13 protein-coding genes and 2 tRNA genes are annotated in these 17,642 nt (G+C 63.3%); 5 read left to right on the top strand and 10 right to left on the bottom strand.

Annotated features, from left to right (window positions below; genetic code table 11):
* Positions 1 to 2 precede the first annotated feature (2 nt).
* Positions 3 to 3,032 carry an FAD-binding and (Fe-S)-binding domain-containing protein gene (locus tag G557_RS0103610; protein ID WP_051224438.1) on the bottom strand — a complete coding sequence of 1,010 codons (3,030 nt, stop codon included), beginning with the start codon at positions 3,030 to 3,032 and terminating at the stop codon, positions 3 to 5.
* Positions 3,033 to 3,129: 97 nt separating this feature from the next.
* On the bottom strand, positions 3,130 to 4,593 hold the full coding sequence (locus G557_RS0103615) for a L,D-transpeptidase (RefSeq protein WP_028244982.1): 1,464 nt from the start codon (positions 4,591 to 4,593) through the stop codon (positions 3,130 to 3,132).
* A 197-nt stretch (positions 4,594 to 4,790) separates the two neighbouring features.
* Here G557_RS0103615 and valS point away from each other — a divergent pair, with 197 nt between their 5' ends.
* A complete protein-coding gene (gene valS, locus G557_RS0103620) occupies positions 4,791 to 7,385 on the top strand; it encodes a valine--tRNA ligase (RefSeq protein ID WP_028244983.1) in 2,595 nt (864 codons plus the stop codon).
* Between the two features lie 166 nt (positions 7,386 to 7,551).
* Here the strand turns inward: valS and G557_RS0103625 are convergent, their stop codons facing one another.
* Positions 7,552 to 8,898, bottom strand: a complete 1,347-nt coding sequence (locus tag G557_RS0103625; protein WP_028244984.1) for an MFS transporter — start codon at positions 8,896 to 8,898, stop codon at positions 7,552 to 7,554.
* Positions 8,899 to 8,984: 86 nt separating this feature from the next.
* A complete protein-coding gene (locus G557_RS11495; protein WP_156877064.1) occupies positions 8,985 to 10,004 on the bottom strand; it encodes an NAD(P)-dependent alcohol dehydrogenase in 1,020 nt (339 codons plus the stop codon).
* A gap of 177 nt (positions 10,005 to 10,181) precedes the next feature.
* On the opposite strand from G557_RS11495, the gene G557_RS0103635 reads away from it, so the two are divergent.
* Positions 10,182 to 10,424: a hypothetical protein gene (locus tag G557_RS0103635; protein ID WP_028244985.1), complete on the top strand. Its 243-nt coding sequence runs from the start codon at positions 10,182 to 10,184 to the stop codon at positions 10,422 to 10,424.
* Between the two features lie 23 nt (positions 10,425 to 10,447).
* Here G557_RS0103635 and clpX read toward each other — a convergent pair whose 3' ends face one another.
* The 5 genes from clpX to G557_RS0103660 form a co-directional block, all read right to left on the bottom strand.
* Complete coding sequence (gene clpX, locus G557_RS0103640; protein ID WP_028244986.1) at positions 10,448 to 11,719, bottom strand: ATP-dependent Clp protease ATP-binding subunit ClpX; 1,272 nt, start codon at positions 11,717 to 11,719, stop codon at positions 10,448 to 10,450.
* A 105-nt stretch (positions 11,720 to 11,824) separates the two neighbouring features.
* Positions 11,825 to 12,487, bottom strand: coding sequence for an ATP-dependent Clp protease proteolytic subunit (locus G557_RS0103645; protein ID WP_028244987.1), 663 nt, complete (start codon positions 12,485 to 12,487; stop codon positions 11,825 to 11,827).
* 28 nt (positions 12,488 to 12,515) lie between these two features.
* The gene (locus G557_RS0103650) at positions 12,516 to 13,127 is read right to left on the bottom strand and encodes an ATP-dependent Clp protease proteolytic subunit (RefSeq protein WP_028244988.1); all 612 of its coding nucleotides are present in this window, start codon (positions 13,125 to 13,127) and stop codon (positions 12,516 to 12,518) included.
* A 189-nt stretch (positions 13,128 to 13,316) separates the two neighbouring features.
* The gene (gene tig / locus G557_RS0103655) at positions 13,317 to 14,735 is read right to left on the bottom strand and encodes a trigger factor (protein ID WP_028244989.1); all 1,419 of its coding nucleotides are present in this window, start codon (positions 14,733 to 14,735) and stop codon (positions 13,317 to 13,319) included.
* Positions 14,736 to 14,806: 71 nt separating this feature from the next.
* Positions 14,807 to 14,880, bottom strand: a tRNA-Pro gene (locus G557_RS0103660).
* Between the two features lie 111 nt (positions 14,881 to 14,991).
* Between G557_RS0103660 and G557_RS0103665 the strand changes: the two genes are divergently transcribed.
* From G557_RS0103665 to G557_RS0103675, 3 genes are all read left to right on the top strand, one after another.
* Positions 14,992 to 15,062, top strand: a tRNA-Gly gene (locus G557_RS0103665).
* 43 nt (positions 15,063 to 15,105) lie between these two features.
* Complete coding sequence (locus G557_RS0103670) at positions 15,106 to 15,795, top strand: SOS response-associated peptidase (protein ID WP_028244990.1); 690 nt, start codon at positions 15,106 to 15,108, stop codon at positions 15,793 to 15,795.
* Between the two features lie 54 nt (positions 15,796 to 15,849).
* Positions 15,850 to 16,962 carry a GmrSD restriction endonuclease domain-containing protein gene (locus tag G557_RS0103675; protein ID WP_245542761.1) on the top strand — a complete coding sequence of 371 codons (1,113 nt, stop codon included), beginning with the start codon at positions 15,850 to 15,852 and terminating at the stop codon, positions 16,960 to 16,962.
* A gap of 300 nt (positions 16,963 to 17,262) precedes the next feature.
* Here G557_RS0103675 and G557_RS0103680 read toward each other — a convergent pair whose 3' ends face one another.
* Positions 17,263 to 17,457, bottom strand: a complete 195-nt coding sequence (locus G557_RS0103680; RefSeq protein ID WP_028244992.1) for a hypothetical protein — start codon at positions 17,455 to 17,457, stop codon at positions 17,263 to 17,265.
* Between the last annotated feature and the right edge of the window lie 185 nt (positions 17,458 to 17,642).

A 17,642-nucleotide genomic window follows, 5' to 3' on the forward strand; every position in this document is an offset into this window, starting at 1 on the left:
AGTCAGTACTCCAGCCCGAGCCCGTCGGCGAGCAGCTGAGCCAGCGCGCGCCCCTGCACGTCGAGCAACTGATCGGCCTGAGTGCGGCAGGAGAACCCGTCGGCCAGATACACGCCTTCATCGCCGCATCGCTCACCCAGCTCCCGGAGCGCGGGCAGCAGATTGTTCTCTGCCACTGCCACTGAAGTCTCGTAATGCCCCTTCTCCATACCGAAGTTTCCGGCAAGCCCACAGCACCCGGCCACTTCAGTGAATGAGACGCCTGCCCGGGTGAGCAGCGCACGGTCGGCACCGAAGCCCATCACTGAGTATTGGTGGCAGTGCGGCTGCACGACGACCTCGGTGCCAGCCAGATCGGGCAGCGACCAGTCGGCACGGGGCCCGAGCGGCGCCGGTGCGCTCAGCAGCTCGCTGAGAGTGAAGACGTGATCAGCCACAGCCTGTGCCCGCTCGTCGTCAGGCAGCAGGTGCAGCAGGTCACTGCGCAGCACCGCGGTACACGACGGTTCAAGCCCCATGATCGGAATGCCGCGCGCTGCGAACGGCGCAAGCTTACCGACCAGGTCGGTGAGTCGAGCCCGCGCACCGTCGAGCTGTCCGGTGGAAATCCAGGTGAGGCCGCAGCACGCATTATCGGGCGGCAGCACCACCTCGTACCCGGCGTCTTCGAGCACTGCCACCGCTGCACGCGGAATCTCCGGGGCGATGCCGTTGCTGAACGAGTCACTCCAGAGCACGACCGGCGTGCGCACACCAGCCCGCCGCGCATCCACCGCACCCTTTCGGGCCGAGGTGCCCGCAGCATCCACCGGGAGCATGCCGCTGGCGGCACCCGACCGACCGCCGACCGCGGCAACCCAATCGACCTCGGTGAAGAAATCACGTGAGCGCGCCCGGCCGTTGGCACGCAGCCAGCGCCCGAACTGCTGTGGGGCGAACTTCGGCATGCGCCGACGCGAGTCCATGCCGCCACCGCGGATGATGGCCTGGCTGACGCCCGGCACTTTGAGAATCGCGTTGACCGCAGCGGGTGCGATGCCGATCAGACGCAGCCAGCGCGGCAGCCACCCCAGGGAGTAGTGCGACAGCGGGCGGATGCGCCCCTTGTTTTTGCGGTAGAGCACTTCAGACTTGTACTGCGCCATGTCGATGCCGGCCGGGCAGTCGCTGGAGCAGGCTTTGCACGACAGGCACAGGTCGAGTGCATCAGCCACTTCAGGGGCATCCCAGCCGCCTTCGACGAGCGTGCCGCGGATCATCTCTTCGAGCACGCGAGCACGCGCACGCGTTGAGTCTTTCTCATCTTTGGAGGCTTGGTATGACGGGCACATGAAGCTGCCCGAACCGCGCAGGTCGGCGCGGCACTTGCCCACACCCATGCACCGGTGCACGGCCTGCGAAAAGTCGCCGTGATCATGTTCGAACGAGAACCCTGAGGGCGTGGCTGGCACCGTGCCGGCTGCAGGACGGCGCACATGTGCATCGATGGGGTCTGGGTCGACCAGCACTCCGGGGTTCAGCACGCCTTCGGGGTCGAACACGGCTTTGACGCGGCGAAACAGTTCGATGGCCTCGGGCGAGTACATGCGCGGCAGCAACTCGCTGCGGGCTCGCCCGTCACCATGCTCGCCGGAGAACGAGCCGCCGTAGGTGGCGACGAGGTCAGCGGCGTGCTCCATGAACTCGCGCATGATCTGCGGCTGACGATCGAGGGGAAAGTCAATGCGAATGTGAGTGCACCCATCGCCGAAGTGCCCGTACATGAGCCCGTCGAGGTCGTAGCGTTTCATGAGCGCGTCGAACTCGCGCAGGTACGAGCCGAGCTTGGCCGGCGGCACCGCAGCATCTTCCCAGTTGGGGTACGCCTGCTCACCCCCCGGAGTGCGGCCGCCAAGACCAGCGCCGTCGGCACGAATGCGCCACATGGCGCTCGCCTCGGGCCCAGGTGGAAAGACTGCTGCAGCTGAACTGTTCGATGCCTGAACCATGGCGTCGGCTCGGGCGCGCGCGTCGGCTTCGTCGGCGCCGCCAACCTCGACCATCATCCAGCCGGCACCCTCCGGCAGCTCTGGCACCGCGGCAGGCCCTTTGTGGGCCTTCACCACGTCGACCAAGCGCGAATCGAGCCCTTCCACAGCCAGCGGCTTCAGCGGCAGCAAGTTCACCACGTCATCGGCGGCCTCGAACATATCGGGGTAGCCCAGCACCACCAAATGCGGTGCCGTGGGCACGGGCACCAGCCGAATCGTGGCGGTCAGGATGATCGCCAGCGTGCCCTCAGTGCCAGACAGCGCCTGAGCTAGGTGTTCACCACGCTCGGGCAGCAGATGTTCGAGCGAGTACCCCGAGACCTGGCGGCCGAAAGTGCCGAACTCGCGCCGAATCGTCGCCAACCCGTCGCGCACGATCTCACGCAGCTCGGGCAGCTGGTCAAGTCCGGTGCTGACGGTGAGCCGCCGGCCCAGGCCGTCGACGATCTCGAGTTCGAGCACCTGGTCGGCGCTGCGCCCCCATGCCAAAGCGTGAGGCCCGCAGGCGTTGTTGCCGATCGAACCGCCGATGGTACAGCGAGTCCAAGTGGAAGGGTCTGGGCCGAAACGAAGCCCGTGAGGCGCCCCTGCCTGTTGAATGTCGGCCAGCAGCACACCGGGTTGTACCACCATGGTGGCCGCTTCGGGGTCGAATGACAGGATGCGGTTGTAGTGCCGCGAGGTGTCAAGCACAATGCCCGGGCCGATTGCGTTGCCGGCAATGGATGTGCCAGCACCGCGCATCGTCACCGGAATGTGGTGCGCACGTGCGGTTTCAACAGTGGCAACGATGTCATCGGCTGTTCGCGGAAACACCACCGCTACTGGAGCGACACGATAGACCGACGCGTCAGAAGAGTACTCAGCGCGACGCCGAGTGCCGGTGTCGACGTCAGACTCGCCCCCGCTGAGTCGAGCGGCCAGCTCTGAGACGATCTCCTGAGACAGAGGCTGCGCATCTGGTTCTGGTCGCAGCACCGGGGGCACAGTGGTGATGGACATCCGAGTCGTCCTTTCTCTCACCCCGTGTGGTAGTGCCGCATGGCATGCGCTTTATCTTAGCCCAGCATGCTGTGGCGCTTGCGCGCAGTAGAGAGGCTCAGTAATGCACCGAGACCGGCGTGCCGATCGGCGCAAAGTCGTAGACAGTTTTGGCGTTGGCCTCGCTGAGATTGACGCAGCCGTGACTCATGTCGGCAATGCCGAACTTGTTGTGCCAGTATGTGCCGTGCAGTGCTTCGTCGCCGTTGTAGAACGTTGACCACTTCACATTCGGCGTCTCGTATGTGCTGCCGTCGGTGTTTGTGCCTCGCATGGTCTGCGTCGAGGTCTTGTACCAGACCTTGAACTCACCGACATCGGTAGCCGTCGCTGCGCTCTGCCCCACGGTGTTGGTGCCAAGCCCTGGCGACATCGGGAACGTGGCGACCACCTGACCATCTTCGATCAGCGAGGCAGTGCGAGCTGCCAGTGCAATGTCGATGCGACGATCGACCTGGATGGTCTCGAATTGCTGCTCGTCAACCGACACCGCAAAGGTAGTGGTGCCCTGTAGCCCAGTGGTGGCCACCTGATCGATCAGTCCGTCTACGTCAGTGATAGTGCGACCAGTCTGACCTTCAACCAGCGCAGTATCAGTGTCTTTGAGCACCTTGGCCGTACGTGTCTCACGATTGACCTTGGCCACAACCGAGTCATTGACGAACGCTGCGACGCTCTCGCGGTTCAGTGTGGCCTGATATTCGCCATCGACCACTGTGCCCACGACCCATGACCCGACTGTGGCTCGATCAGCCGTAGCCACCTCGTCGTCGCCAACGGTGAAGGTCAGCGCCTGCACGCTGGTAGGCAGTTCAGTGGCCACCGCAGTGGCCTGGTCAACGCTGATCGCGGGCTGCACGTCAACCTGCTCGACCTCTTGCGGGGTGCCGAGGCCGGCGGAAAAAGCCTTCACGAAATCGGCAGCTGCTTCATCGCTGTCGATGCCCTGGCCAGCTTCGCCGGGCTGCACACTGAAAGTGTCGCTCGCGGCAACGTAGCTCAGGGTGGGCTCTGTAGCAGTAAACGCCGTGGGCCACGTCTGCGAGAAGAACTGCTGTTCGCTCGAATCGTTCGTCTGTACGGTGGCAACAACCGATGAGGCACGGTTCCAGGTCCAGGGTTGCCACACCGGCTGGGCAGCAATGATGTCACGAGCAGTTGCCTCGGCATCGACGCTCAGGTCAAGATCTGCCGCCGTGACGGAAACTGCCTCGCCATCAAAGGTGTAGTCGATTGAGTAGTCGTCGAAACGCTGTTGAATAATCTCGGCGAGCTCTGCCGTGGAGGCGCCACCGACATTCTGCCCGGCAAACGTCACGTTGGGTGCAGCATGATCGGCGGAGTACCAAGCCAGCCCGCCGATGGCTGCAGCTACGACCACCCCAACACCGCCGAGTACCCAAGGAAGTTTGCGTCGCTTCGACTGCGGCGCGCCAGTCGGCAGCCCCAACGTCGACTGCTGTGCTGAACTCTCTGCGGCGTCGATGATGACCTCCTCGGTCGTTGCCGTACTCTCCCCCATGAATCTGTTCCTCATACTTGTCACGTACACCGACTCGCCTCGGGCACTGGTCTCTCTATTGTATGTGTGCAAGACGTTCCACGCTGCAAAGAAACACCCTTGATATGCTTGAGCAGTTCTCATTCGAACCACAATCAGGCACCAGGCGACCGCCGAGCGCGGTACATGACACGGTGCCGCCAACACAGAGGAGCGCCATGAGCGACCAGCCTGCACAGATCCCCGAGAAACCCGCGCTCGAGGGGCTCGAAGCTAAATGGAACGACCGCTGGCAGCAGCAGGGCACGTTCCGCTTCGACCGCGAAGCAGCCAAGGCCCGTGGCGTCTACTCAATCGACACGCCTCCCCCCACGGCATCTGGCTCACTGCACATCGGCCACGTGTTCAGCTATACCCACACCGATGTGATCGCTCGGTATCAGCGGGCCGCGGGCCGCGAGGTCTTCTATCCCATGGGCTGGGACGACAACGGTCTGCCCACCGAGCGCCGCGTACAGAACTACTATGGCGTGCGCTGCGACCCCACGCTCCCCTACACCCCAGACTTCGTGCCGCCATTCGAAGGCGGCGACGGCAAGAGTTCCAAAGCAGCCGACCAGGTGCCGATCTCACGCCGCAACTTCATCGAGCTGTGCGAACGGCTCACCGAAGAAGACGAACAGCAGTTCGAACACCTCTGGCGAACGGTCGGCCTGTCTGTCGACTGGTCACAGACGTACCGCACCATCAGTGATGAGTCGATCACTGCCAGCCAGCGCGCCTTCCTGCGCAACCTGGCCCGCGGCGAGGCCTACCAGGCCGATGCACCCACTCTGTGGGACGTCACCTTCCGAACCGCAGTCGCTCAGGCCGAACTCGAAGACCGTGAGCGCGACGGCGCCTACCACGCGCTCGCGTTCCACGGCCCAGACGCTGATGTGGTCATCGAGACGACCCGCCCAGAACTGCTGCCGGCGTGTGTGGCGCTGGTGGCGCATCCTGACGACGAGCGTTACCAGCACTTGTTCGGCACCACCGTGCGCACCCCGCTGTTCGACGTCGAGGTGCCCGTGCTCGCGCATCGTCTTGCTCAGCCCGACAAGGGCTCGGGCATTGCCATGATCTGTACCTTCGGCGACGTCACCGACGTGATCTGGTGGCGTGAGCTACACCTGCCCAACCGCACGATCATTGGTCAGGATGGCCGGGTGCTGGATCGCGAAACCGACTGGATCAGCACCCCGGCTGGTCGCACCGAGTACGACGCTCTGGTCGGTAAAACCGTCTTCTCAGCACAGAAGGGTGTGGTCGATCGCCTGCGCGAGACCGGTGAGCTGCTCGGCGATCCGAAGCCGATCAAGCATCCGGTGAAGTTCTTCGAGAAGGGCGATCGCCCGCTCGAGATCGTGAGCACCCGCCAGTGGTACATCACCAACGGCGCGCAGAACGATGAGTTGCGCTCGACGCTCAAGGCGCGCGGCGCCGAGCTCTCCTGGCACCCCGACTTCATGCACGTGCGCTACGACAACTGGGTCGATGGGCTGAACGGCGACTGGCTGGTGAGCCGTCAACGGTACTTCGGCGTGCCGATTCCGGTGTGGTACCCGATCGATGCGAACGGCGAGACCGACTTCGACCACCCGATTCTGCCTGCCGAGGCCGACCTCCCGGTCGACCCGTCGTCGCAGGCACCGGCGGGCTTCGACGAGAGCCAGCGCGGCCAGGCCGGCGGGTTCGTCGGCGAGGTCGACGTGCTCGACACCTGGGCGACCTCGTCGCTGACTCCGCAGCTGGCCGGTGCATGGGAGCGCGACAACGAACTCTGGGATCTCGTGGCGCCGTTCGATCTGCGCCCCCAAGCCCAAGACATCATTCGCACGTGGCTGTTCTCGACACTGCTGCGCAGCGAGCTCGAAGATCACCGGCTGCCGTGGGCGCACACCACGATTTCGGGCTTCATCGTCGACCCCGACCGCAAGAAAATGTCGAAGTCGAAGGGCAACGTGGTCACGCCCCTCGGGCTGCTCGAACAGTACAGCTCCGATGCTGTGCGATACTGGGCCGCCGCGTACAAGCTGGGCACCGATGCAGCTTTTGACCCGCAGAACCCCAAGCAGATCAAGGTCGGGCGCCGCCTGGCGATCAAGATTCTGAACGCAGCCAAGTTCGTGTTGAGCTTTGGTGAGCGCCCTGAGCAGGCGCAGGTGACTGACGCCCTCGATGCGAGCCTGCTGGCAACGTTGGCCGATGTCGTGGCGCAGGCCACTCGCGCGTTCGATGCATACGACCACGCACGTGCCCTCGAAGTCATCGAGTCGTTCTTCTGGACGTTCTGCGACGACTACATCGAGGTTGTCAAAGAGCGCGCCTATGGTGCGGCCGGCAAGGCTGGCCGCGACTCAGCGCTGCTCACCCTGCACACGGCCCTCGACGTGCTGCTGCGTCTGTTTGCCCCGTTCATCGTGTTCGCCACCGAAGAGGTCTACAGCTGGACGCATTCCGAGTCAGTGCACCGTCAGCCGTGGCCGACCGAGGCCGAGGTGACGGCTGATGTGGCGCATCCTGCCGAAGCATCGGTGTTTGCGGCGATCAGCGACGCACTGATCACGTTCCGTCGCGCAAAGACCGAGGCCAAGGTGAAGATGCGCACACCCATCGTGTCAGCGGTGCTGCATGGTGCACCTGAGCGCATCGAGCGCGTTGAGCTTGCCCTCGACGACCTGCGTTCAGTGGCCAAGGCAGAGCGTATCGAGTTGGCCGCAGACGGCACGGAATTCGCCGTCAGCGACGTGGTCTTCGGCGATCTCGACTAGTCCAGCTCGGGCGGGGCGGCTGCCGGGCTGGCTCGGCGCTGCCTCGCCCCCGCCTCACCCTACGCAAATTCGGCACCTCAGACGCAATGTCCGCAGCTGCATCGCGGGTCGTGCAGACACCTAGTTGCAGGTGCAGACATTGCGTCGGCAGCGACACCACTCACTGTTACGCGTAATCCCGGTCTTTGGTCTCGGGAGCGAGCCGAATTGCGACCAGCGAGATCACGCACATCACCGTGAGGTAGATGCCGACCCAGAAGGCGCTGCCTTCGCCCACCTTCCACAGCCACACCGCGATGAACGGTGCGACTGCGGCGCCCACAATGGCTGACAGGTTGTAGGCAATTGCCGAGCCCGTATAGCGAACCTTCGCCGGAAACAGTTCGGGCAGGGTCGAGGCCATCGGCCCGAAGGCGAACCCGGTGAGTGAGAACCCGACGATCAAGAACACGATCAGCCCGGTGAAGCCGCCGCCGAGCAGCGCACCGAAGACCAGGCCGAACAGCGCCATGGCCACATTCACGATCGTGTTGAGACGACGGCGGCCGATGCGATCGGCAACCACGCCCGACAGCACGGTGGTCACCGTGAAGAACAGGCACCCGAAAATAAGCAGCAGGATGAAGGTCCCCCGGTCGTACCCTAGACCTGCGGGAGTCTTTGTGGTCGCGGTGGTACCGAAGGTCAGTGCGAACGTGTTCACGAGGTAGAACACCGTATATGTCGCTGCCATCAGGAACGTACCGATGATGATCTCGCGCCAGTAGCCCGAGAAAGCTGCGGCGATCGGCTGCCGCTCGATCTCGTCTGCGTCGATCACCTTCTGGAAGACTGGCGCCTCGACCAGGCGCAGGCGCACCCACAGCCCGATCACCACGAGTACGAAGCTGACCAAGAACGGCACGCGCCATCCCCAGGCAGCGAAAGCCGCGTCATCCAACGTGAGCGCCAGTCCCAAGAACACGAGGTTCGCGAAGATGAAGCCGAGGGGTGCACCCAACTGCGGAAAGGTGCCCCACAGCGCACGCTTGGCCTTCGGAGCATTCTCGGTGGCGACCAGCGCCGCACCAGACCACTCGCCACCCAGCCCGATGCCCTGGCAGAAGCGCATCAGAGCCAGCAGCGCCGGCGCCCAGTACCCGATCTGGCTGTATGTGGGCAGGCAGCCGATCAGAAACGTTGCAAGCCCCATGAACAGCAGCGAGGCGACGAGCGTGCCCTTGCGACCGATGCGATCGCCGAAGTGACCGAAGATTATCGACCCGATGGGCCGCGCGACGAACGCAACCCCGAAGATTGCCAGCGAAGACAGCAACGCCACCGTGTGATCGGGGTTATTGGGATCGTTTGGAAAGAACAGCGTCGGAAACACCAGCACGGCCGCAGTGGCATACGCATAGAAGTCGTAGAACTCAATCGTGGTGCCGATCAGGCTCGCCACGATCACGCGGGCAGGTGAATTGGTGCGGGCGGTCGCGTCAGTCTGAGCGGGCGCGGCAGGCGTCGTTGCCATGGGCGGGGATTCTCCTCATCGCTGGGCGACAGACCGTCTGTCGACCACCGACCAAGAGTACCCCAGGTCGCGGCATGCCGGATGCCTTAGTCGCCTGAGCAGTCAATGGCCAGTTTGCCGCGCACTCGGCCCGCTTCCAGGCGCGCGTAGGCTTCGGGGGCCCGCGCGAGCGTAAACGTCTCTTCGACCAGCGGGCGCAGTCGCTCGTCACCGAGCCAGTCGGCCAGCAGGCAGAGATCGGCGCTGTTGACCTTCGTCGCCATAATGCGGTTGCGCACCCCACGCCAGGGAGCGCCAGCCCGCCGACCCAGCATCGCCATTCCTCCGCCGAAACGGTGGCCCGCATTGACCGCGCCCACGCTGACCACGGTGCCACTCCCGGCCAGCATGCGACGCAGCTGGGGCAGCGTCGCCGCGCAGATCATGTCGAGAATCACGTCGTACGGCCCCTCGGGCTGCTCGTGTTTGGTGTAGTCGAAGACCTGGTCTGCACCGAGTCGGTGTGCGAGCTCGACGCTGCGCGTCGACACCACGGCGTCGACCGCCGAGGCTCCCAGCAGACGTGCAATCTGCACGGCGAAGTGTCCTACGCCTCCAGCTGCTCCCCAGATCAGCACACGTGCGCCGGAGGTGAGCCCGCCGAAGTCGCGCAGCCCTTGAAGTGCGGTCAGCGCAGCGAGACCGGTCACCCCTCCGGCGGCAAAGCTCACAGAATCTGAGATGGCCGCCACCCAATCTGGGCGCACCCGAACGAACTGCGCGACTGATCCGCCGAGTTTCGCGGCAGCAGGCGACGTGCCGAACACTCGATCACCAACATGCCACCCGCCGACTTCAGCGCCAACCTCTGCCACGATGCCAGCGAAGTCCTCCCCCACACCGCGAGGCTCAGAGAACCGCGGGTGCAGCAGCCTCAGCACCGCTGGGTCGCCGCGGTAGAGATGCCAGTCAACGGGGTTGGGTGATGCCGTCGCGACCTCGACAAGCAGCTCTCCCGGGCCAGCCACAGGTCGGGGCACATCGCGAACACGCAGGTTCGTGTGATCGCCGAAGCTGCTGTGCGTCAGCGCAGTCATCAAGGTGTTCGACATCTTCTGCCTCTTCACTGGTCGTTTGTCTGCAACGCAACGTGGCGCATCCTTGATCGTGATTCAGCAGCCAAGCCGAGGAGCGCCAACCCTTATTGGAACAGCGTGAGTAGCGTTCGTATTCCGCTATGGTGGGTGAGCGCGACGCAGCAGCACCACACGCTCCGCCACCACCCGAACACGCAGGAGGATCGCATGCAGATCGGCAGCCGTTGGCCCGTGGGCGCACGCCCGCCGGCCCTGCCTCAGCAAGTGCTTGATCGAATCACCGAGCTCGAGGCTGAACTCACTGAGTCTCAACGGGCTCGCTTCGGATGGACGCTCACTTGGCTCGAACGGCACCCTGTTGTCGAGCTTGATGACGGCACCGTGATCACTTGGCGCCCCCAGCTGGGCGAGGCAGTCGTCGACCGCCCCGACGATATCAACGGGCGCTGAATCACTCGCTGCCGCAGCAGGCGTTAGGCGGTGCGCTCTTGCACGATGTCGCTGTGCAGCACGATCTGGGGCTCACCTGAGCCGTCAACGGCTGCGGCCGTGACGATGACTCTGGCGATGTCTTCGCTGCCGGGTACCTCAAACATGATCGGCCCGAGCACGGTTTCAAGGATGGCCCGCAGACCTCGAGCGCCCGTCTTGCGTTCGACGGCCAGGTCGGCGATGGCCGTGAGGGCGTCGTCGTCGAAGTCGAGTTCGACGCCATCGAATTCGAACATGCGCTGATACTGTTTGACTAGGGCGTTGCGTGGCCCGGTGAGGATGTCGATGAGCGCGGTGCGATCGAGCGCATCGACAGTGGTGAGCACAGGCAGGCGCCCGATGAACTCGGGAATCATGCCGAATTTACGTAGGTCTTCGGGCTCGACCTCGGAGAGGATATTGACCTTGTCAAGCTCGGTCGCCAGGCTCGCGGTGAATCCGACGCCGTGTTTGCCCGCGCGCTCAGCGATGATCTCTTCGAGCCCGGCGAACGCCCCAGCCACGATGAACAACACGTTGGTGGTGTCGATCTGAATGAACTCTTGGTTGGGGTGTTTGCGCCCGCCCTGCGGGGGCACCGACGCAACGGTGCCCTCAATGATCTTGAGCAGAGCCTGCTGCACGCCTTCACCCGAGACGTCACGAGTGATCGAGGGGTTTTCGGCCTTGCGCGCGATCTTGTCGATCTCGTCGATGTAGATAATGCCCTGCTGCGCACGCTCTACGTCAAAGTCGGCGGCCTGCAGCAGCTTGAGCAGAATATTCTCGACGTCTTCGCCGACGTACCCGGCCTCGGTGAGCGATGTGGCATCGGCGACGGCGAAGGGCACATTGAGCCGACGCGCCAGCGTCTGGGCCAGATAGGTCTTGCCGCAGCCGGTGGGCCCGACCATGAGGATGTTCGACTTCTGAATCTCGATGTCGTCGTTCTCGAGGCGCTTGCCCTGGGCAGAGGTGGCGCGAATGCGCTTGTAGTGGTTGTATACCGCCACGGCGAGATCTCGCTTGGCACGCTGTTGCCCGATGACGTATTCGCCCAAGAACGCGTAAATCTCTTTGGGCGTCGGCAGCTCGAGTTCGCCAACCGGCTGGGGCTCAGAGAACTCCTCTTCGAGGATCTCGTTGCACAACTCGATGCACTCGTCACAGATGTAGACGCCCGCAGGCCCAGCGATGAGCTTGCGAACCTGTTTCTGGCTCTTGCCGCAGAACGAGCACTTGAGCAGATCTGACGTCTCGCCGATGCGTGACATGCGCCCTCTCTTTCTGTGCTCGATTCAGTTGGCGCCCGTCAAGCGGCACCGTACCAGCAGCCTACCCCGTTGCACCGACAAACCGGTGCACCCTGGGCCGCTGCGTCAGGATGCGCGCGGCGCTTTGCGTGTGGTCAGCACCTGGTCGATCAGACCGTAGTCGAGCGCCTGCTCGGCGGTCAGGATCTTATCGCGATCGATGTCTTTGTGCACCTGCTCGCGAGTGCGGTTCGAGTGCGCAGCGAGGGTCTCTTCGACCCAGTCGCGCATGCGGTTGATCTCAGCTGCCTGAATCTCAATGTCAGAGGCCTGGCCATGGCCGCCCTCGCCACCGATTGCCGGCTGGTGAATCAGCACGCGAGCATTGGGCAGTGCCAGTCGCTTGCCGGGGGCACCCGCGGCAAGCAGCACGGCAGCGGCACTGGCCGCCTGCCCCAAGCAGATGGTCTGCACTTCAGGACGGATGTACTGCATGGTGTCGTAGATTGCCGTGAGCGCAGTCAAGGAGCCGCCAGGCGAGTTGATGTACATCTGGATGTCGCGCTCAGGGTCGAGGCTTTCGAGCACCAGCAGCTGAGCCATGATGTCATCAGCGGAGGTGTCGTCGACCTGTACGCCCAAGAAGACGATGCGGTCTTCGAAGAGTTTGGCGTACGGGTCTTGGCGCTTGTATCCGTAGGCGGTGCGCTCTTCGAAACTTGGCAGAATGTACCGCGAAGAGGGCATGGCGATACCGGCCTGCACGTTGGGGATTTGTGGGAAGTTCATCTGTGTGCTCATCTCTGCTCGCCTGCTGCTACTTCGAGGTCTTTGCCGACTTTGCGGCGTTCGAGGTGCCGCCGCCGCCCGTGACGTCTTGGGCCGAGCGCTGAATGTGGTCGACGAAGCCGTATTCTTTGGCCTCTTCAGCCGAGAACCAGTGATCACGGTCGCCGTCGATCTCGATCTGCTCGACGGTCTTGCCGGTCTGCTCGGCAGTCAGCTGGAACAGGCGACGCTTCATGTCGCCGATGAGCTGGGCCTGAATCGAGATGTCTGAGGCAGTGCCGCCGAAGCCGCCATGCGGCTGATGCAGCAACACTCGGGTGTTCGGCGTCGCGTAGCGCTTGCCTGCAGTACCGCTCGAGAGCAGGAATTGCCCCATGGAAGCGGCCATGCCGATGCCCACGGTAACAATGTCGTTGGGGACGTACTGCATGGCGTCGTAGATTGCAAAGCCTGCGGTAATCGACCCACCAGGTGAGTTGATGTAGAGGTAGATGTCGGCCTCGGGGTCTTCAGCCGAGAGCAGCAAAATCTTTGCGCAGATCTCGTTGGCGTTCTCGTCGCGAACCTCGGAGCCCAGCCAGATGATGCGCTCTTTCAGCAGCCGATCGTAGATCGAGCTCTCACGCTGCGGTTCGGCCATCTCAACTCTCCATTCACTTCTGCTGTGGGGCTGGTCACCCCTGCAGGCGGCCAGCTCGCGCACGGTTCGATGTACCGCGCACTACCGAATGTACTTGATGCCACTGACGCACACGCACGTGTTCGCCGTGGGCAAAAGCAACGGGGCGCCACAGCTGTGCTGCGACGCCCCGTCTGCTCTGGAACGAAACTATTCAGCGCTCTCTTCGGCAGCAGCATCCTCAGTCTCGGCCTTGGCCTTCTTGGTGGTGCGCTTCTTCTTAGCGGGAGCCTTGATGGCCTCAGCCTCAGCCTGATCGCCAGCAGGCGCCTCTTCAGCGGCTTCGGCCTCTTCGGTCTTCGGCAGGTAGTCGCTCAGGTCGACGGCGGCACCGGTGGTGTCAACGACCTTCACCTTGCCGAGCAGCGTCGAGATGGCCTTGCTGCGCGACACCTCGCCGAACAGAGCCTGAAGCTGGCCCTGCTCGCTGATGATGCGGAAGAACTCGTTGGGCTCGATGCCGTACTGCATCGACTGCTGAATGAGGTACTGCGAGAGCTCGTCTTGGGTGAGCTGCACCTCGAGGTCTTCGACGACCTTGTCGAGCAGCAGCTGTGTGCGAATGCCACGCTCGACGTCGGGGCGCACCTCTGCGGCGTGCGGATCGTCAGCTGACTTGCCCTCCTGCTCGAGGTGGGCGTTGACCTCGTCATCGACGATGCCCTCGGGCAGCGGCAGCTCGATCTTCTCGAGCAGCGTCTCGATCAGTTTGCCGCGAGCCTGCCCCACCTGCTCAACGTTCTTGCGCTTGGCGGCCTCGGTCTTGAGGCTGTCGCGCAGCTCGTCGATGGTGTCGTACTCGCTGGCCAGCTGAGCGAACTCGTCATCTGCTGCCGGCAGCTCACGCTCCTTGACAGCTTTCAGAGTGACCTCGATGAGCGCATCTTCACCCTCGTGGTCGCCGCCGACCAGCTTCGAGGTGAACGTGGTGGTCTCATCTGCGGTAAGCGTCTCAAGTGCCTCGTCGATGCCGTCGAGCAGCTGGCCCGAGCCGATCTCATATGAGATGTCGTGGGCATCGTCGATCTTTTCGTCGTTGATGCTGGCGACCAGATCGATGGTGGTGAAGTCGCCCTTGGCTGCCGGACGATCAACCTTGGTCAGCGTGGCGAAGCGTTCGCGCAGGTGCTCGAGCTCATCGTCTACGTCGGTGTCGGTCACCTCGGCCGGGTCAACCTCGATGGTGAGCTGATCGAGCTCGGGCAGCTCGAAGTCAGGGCGCACGTCGACCTCGACCGTGAGGTTCACATCACCCTCAAGCGTCTTGAGGTCGGGCAGATCGCCGATGTCGGCGGTCGGGCGGCCGAGCGGACGCAGCCCGTGCTCGGTGAGCGCCTGCTGGTAGTACGCGTCGAGGTTGTCGTTGATGGCCTGCTCGATGACGGCCGGACGACCGATGCGCTGGTCGATGATCGCTGCCGGAACGTGGCCCTTGCGGAAGCCCGGGATCTGCACGTTCTTCGCGATCTCTTTGTAGGCCTTGTCGAGAGTCGGCTTGAACTCCTCGGGAGTGACGCTGATCGCGATCTTCACTCGGGTGGGGTTCAGCTGCTCAACGGTGCTCGTCACAGTCTTGGTCTCCTCGTTATCGGTGCGTGCCTGACGGCACATGTACAACCTCTCGGCGGCCTCAGCCGCTGTCGGGATGACAGGATTTGAACCTGCGACCCCTCGCTCCCAAAGCGAGTGCTCTACCAAGCTGAGCTACATCCCGTGGCTGTGCAGAGCACTCACTCGGCACATCCTGCCGTATGAACGGCCCGTGCAAGCTTAGCGCAAAACCGCTAGACTCGTCAGTCGGTGCAACCAATCGGTGCACCGACTTGCGGCTGTAGCTCAATGGTAGAGCCCCAGTCTTCCAAACTGGCTACGCGGGTTCGATTCCCGTCAGCCGCTCGCAAGCACATCAATGGCAGTGCACCCGGTATACCCTGTGACCATGTGTGGACGAATCGTGCAGGCCAATCCAGGTCTCTATCCGGCGCAGTTTCATGTTGCCGAGAACCTCGCCGCCGACTTCACCCCCACCTGGAATCTCAAGCCCACGCAACAGGCGCTTATCGCGTTAGACGGCGCCAAAGACGGCATCCGTCGACTCGCCCCCGCACGCTGGTCTCTGGTACCTTCGTGGGCCAAAGACCTCAAACTGAAGTTTCCGACATTCAACGCACGCATCGAGACAGCTGGTGAGAAACCGACATTTCGAGCGGCGATGGCACGGTGCCGCTGCGTCTTTCCGATCGACGGCTACTACGAATGGCAGACCGTGGGAAAGTCGAAGACACCGTTCTACGTGCACGGTGACGAGCCGATCGGCTTGGCCGGCCTGTACTCCTGGTGGCGTGCGCCAGATGCCACCGAAGGCGAACGCTGGGTACTCACGGCCACAGTCCTGACTCAGGATGCTCCGGCTTCGATGACCTGGCTGCACGAGCGTGCGCCGGTGGTGCTGAACCCCGCACTGCTTGATCGGTGGTTGGATGGCTCAATCGACGGCACTACGCTGACTGCCGAACTCACCGCTGGCAGCACCAGCCTGCATCAACAGCTGACCTGGCATGAAGTTGGCCCCGTGCACGGCGACGGTCCCGAGCTCATCGACGCCGCACCCCATCGCTTCGACTCCTGAAGTCTGCTGCCCTCTTTCTTACTCACTTACTCACCTACTCTCGAAGGAACTCACGTGCGCCGACCCCGTCACCCTCGCACCGCGCTGCTCACGGTCGTTATCGTCGCAGCTCTGGCAGTCGCCGGCGTCTCAGCCGCGATGCAGAGCAACCACGACTCGGCTGAGACCGCCGCAACCAGTGTCGAGGTCTCGAGCTCGCCATCCACCGAGCCCGATGACGCTGAAGGTGACGAACCAGACGCGGCAGACGACGGCGAGGTCGTGCAAGACCTTTCCGCAAGCGCGGCGACCACAGGGTCGGCGTTTTCGAGCAGTGCACAGACCACCTCCACCGCACTCGAACTCTTGCAGTCGCTGCCGGTCAAAGGTCGCGCGCCAAAGACCGGCTATGCGCGTGATCAGTTCAGCAGCGGCTGGAAGGATCCCGACCGCAACGGCTGCGATGCCCGAAACGACATGCTGGCCCGAGACCTCACCGACGTCACGCGCGATGGCCCATGCAAAGTGTTGACCGGCACCCTTGACGACCCATACACAGGCACCGTGATCTCGTTCGTGCGGGGCAACTCGACGTCGACCGCGGTGCAGATCGACCACTTGGTGTCGCTCTCGAACGCCTGGCAGACCGGCGCTCAACAGCTCACCGCCGACCAACGCCTAATGCTGGCCAACGACCCACTGAACCTGCAGTCGGTCGACGGCCCCACCAACCGGAAGAAGGGAGCCGGCGACGCCGCGACCTGGCTGCCACCACAGAAGAGCTACCGCTGCGAGTATGTGTCACGCCAGGTGTCCGTGAAGGCCGCGTATGGCCTCTGGGTGACGCAGGCCGAGAAAGATGCAATCATTCGCGTGCTCGATGTCTGCCCCGGGCAGATTGCATATCAGTCGGCCCTCTCGCCGTACACCTACGCGACCTCGACGGCGACTGCGCCGAGCGCTGAGACGCAGACCGATTCGAGCAGTGCCGCCAGCACAGGCAACCAGCAGACCGCACCACAGACACTGCAGTCGACACCGACGCCTGCCCAAACAGAGTCGGGTGGTTCGGTGAGCTATCGCAACTGCACCGAGGCTCGAGCCGCGGGCGTCACGCCGATTTATCGAGGCCAGCCCGGGTATGCCGCAAAACTCGATCGCGACGGCGACGGCGTCGCCTGCGAGTAGGGCTCTCGACGCAAGTGACCCCGCAGCCTCAGGGGGATAAGACTGTGGGGTCACTTGAGCCTAACCGAGTCGCTGCAAATTGCGCAGTTCTGACACCTGAATGCGCGATCCGGCGTGTCGCGTGACATAGCGTCATGTTCGCGAGTGCTCACAGAAAAGCCCCCGAGTGCACGAGGCACCCGGGGGCGATACGTACTCAGGGGGGCAAGTACGTGAAACTCACACTAACTGCGTGATCTGTGCGCACACTGTGCGCGCGGGCCACTGCGCAACGATAGCGATGCCCAGCGACTCGTCAGATCAGTCGCGCAGCTCTTCTTCGATCTCGTTGCGCTGACGAACTGACTCCGCCTCAGCCTCAGCCTTTTTTACCTCAGCATCGGCCTTGACTTCGTCGGTCTTGTCTTTGACGCGATCCGCTGCCTCGTGCACCGCATCGCTCACCTTCTCTGCACCGGCTTTGATCGTCTCTTTGGCGTCATCCAGGAATCCCATGTGATCCTCCTTGTTGTTTCGGTGTACGCGCAGGCTAACGTGCGACACGCTCGCAACGCCAGCATCGAATACCATGTGCGCGCGCAGCGAACAGCGGGGTGAGGCGAGCCTGTGTAACACGGCTTAGCCCAGCCTCGGTTTCGTTGACGCTCGCAGACAGAGCATCTACCGTGAAGGTACGAGTT

This window comes from Pseudoclavibacter soli DSM 23366 (assembly GCF_000423505.1).
In the GTDB taxonomy this organism is placed as follows: domain Bacteria; phylum Actinomycetota; class Actinomycetes; order Actinomycetales; family Microbacteriaceae; genus Pseudoclavibacter_A; species Pseudoclavibacter_A soli.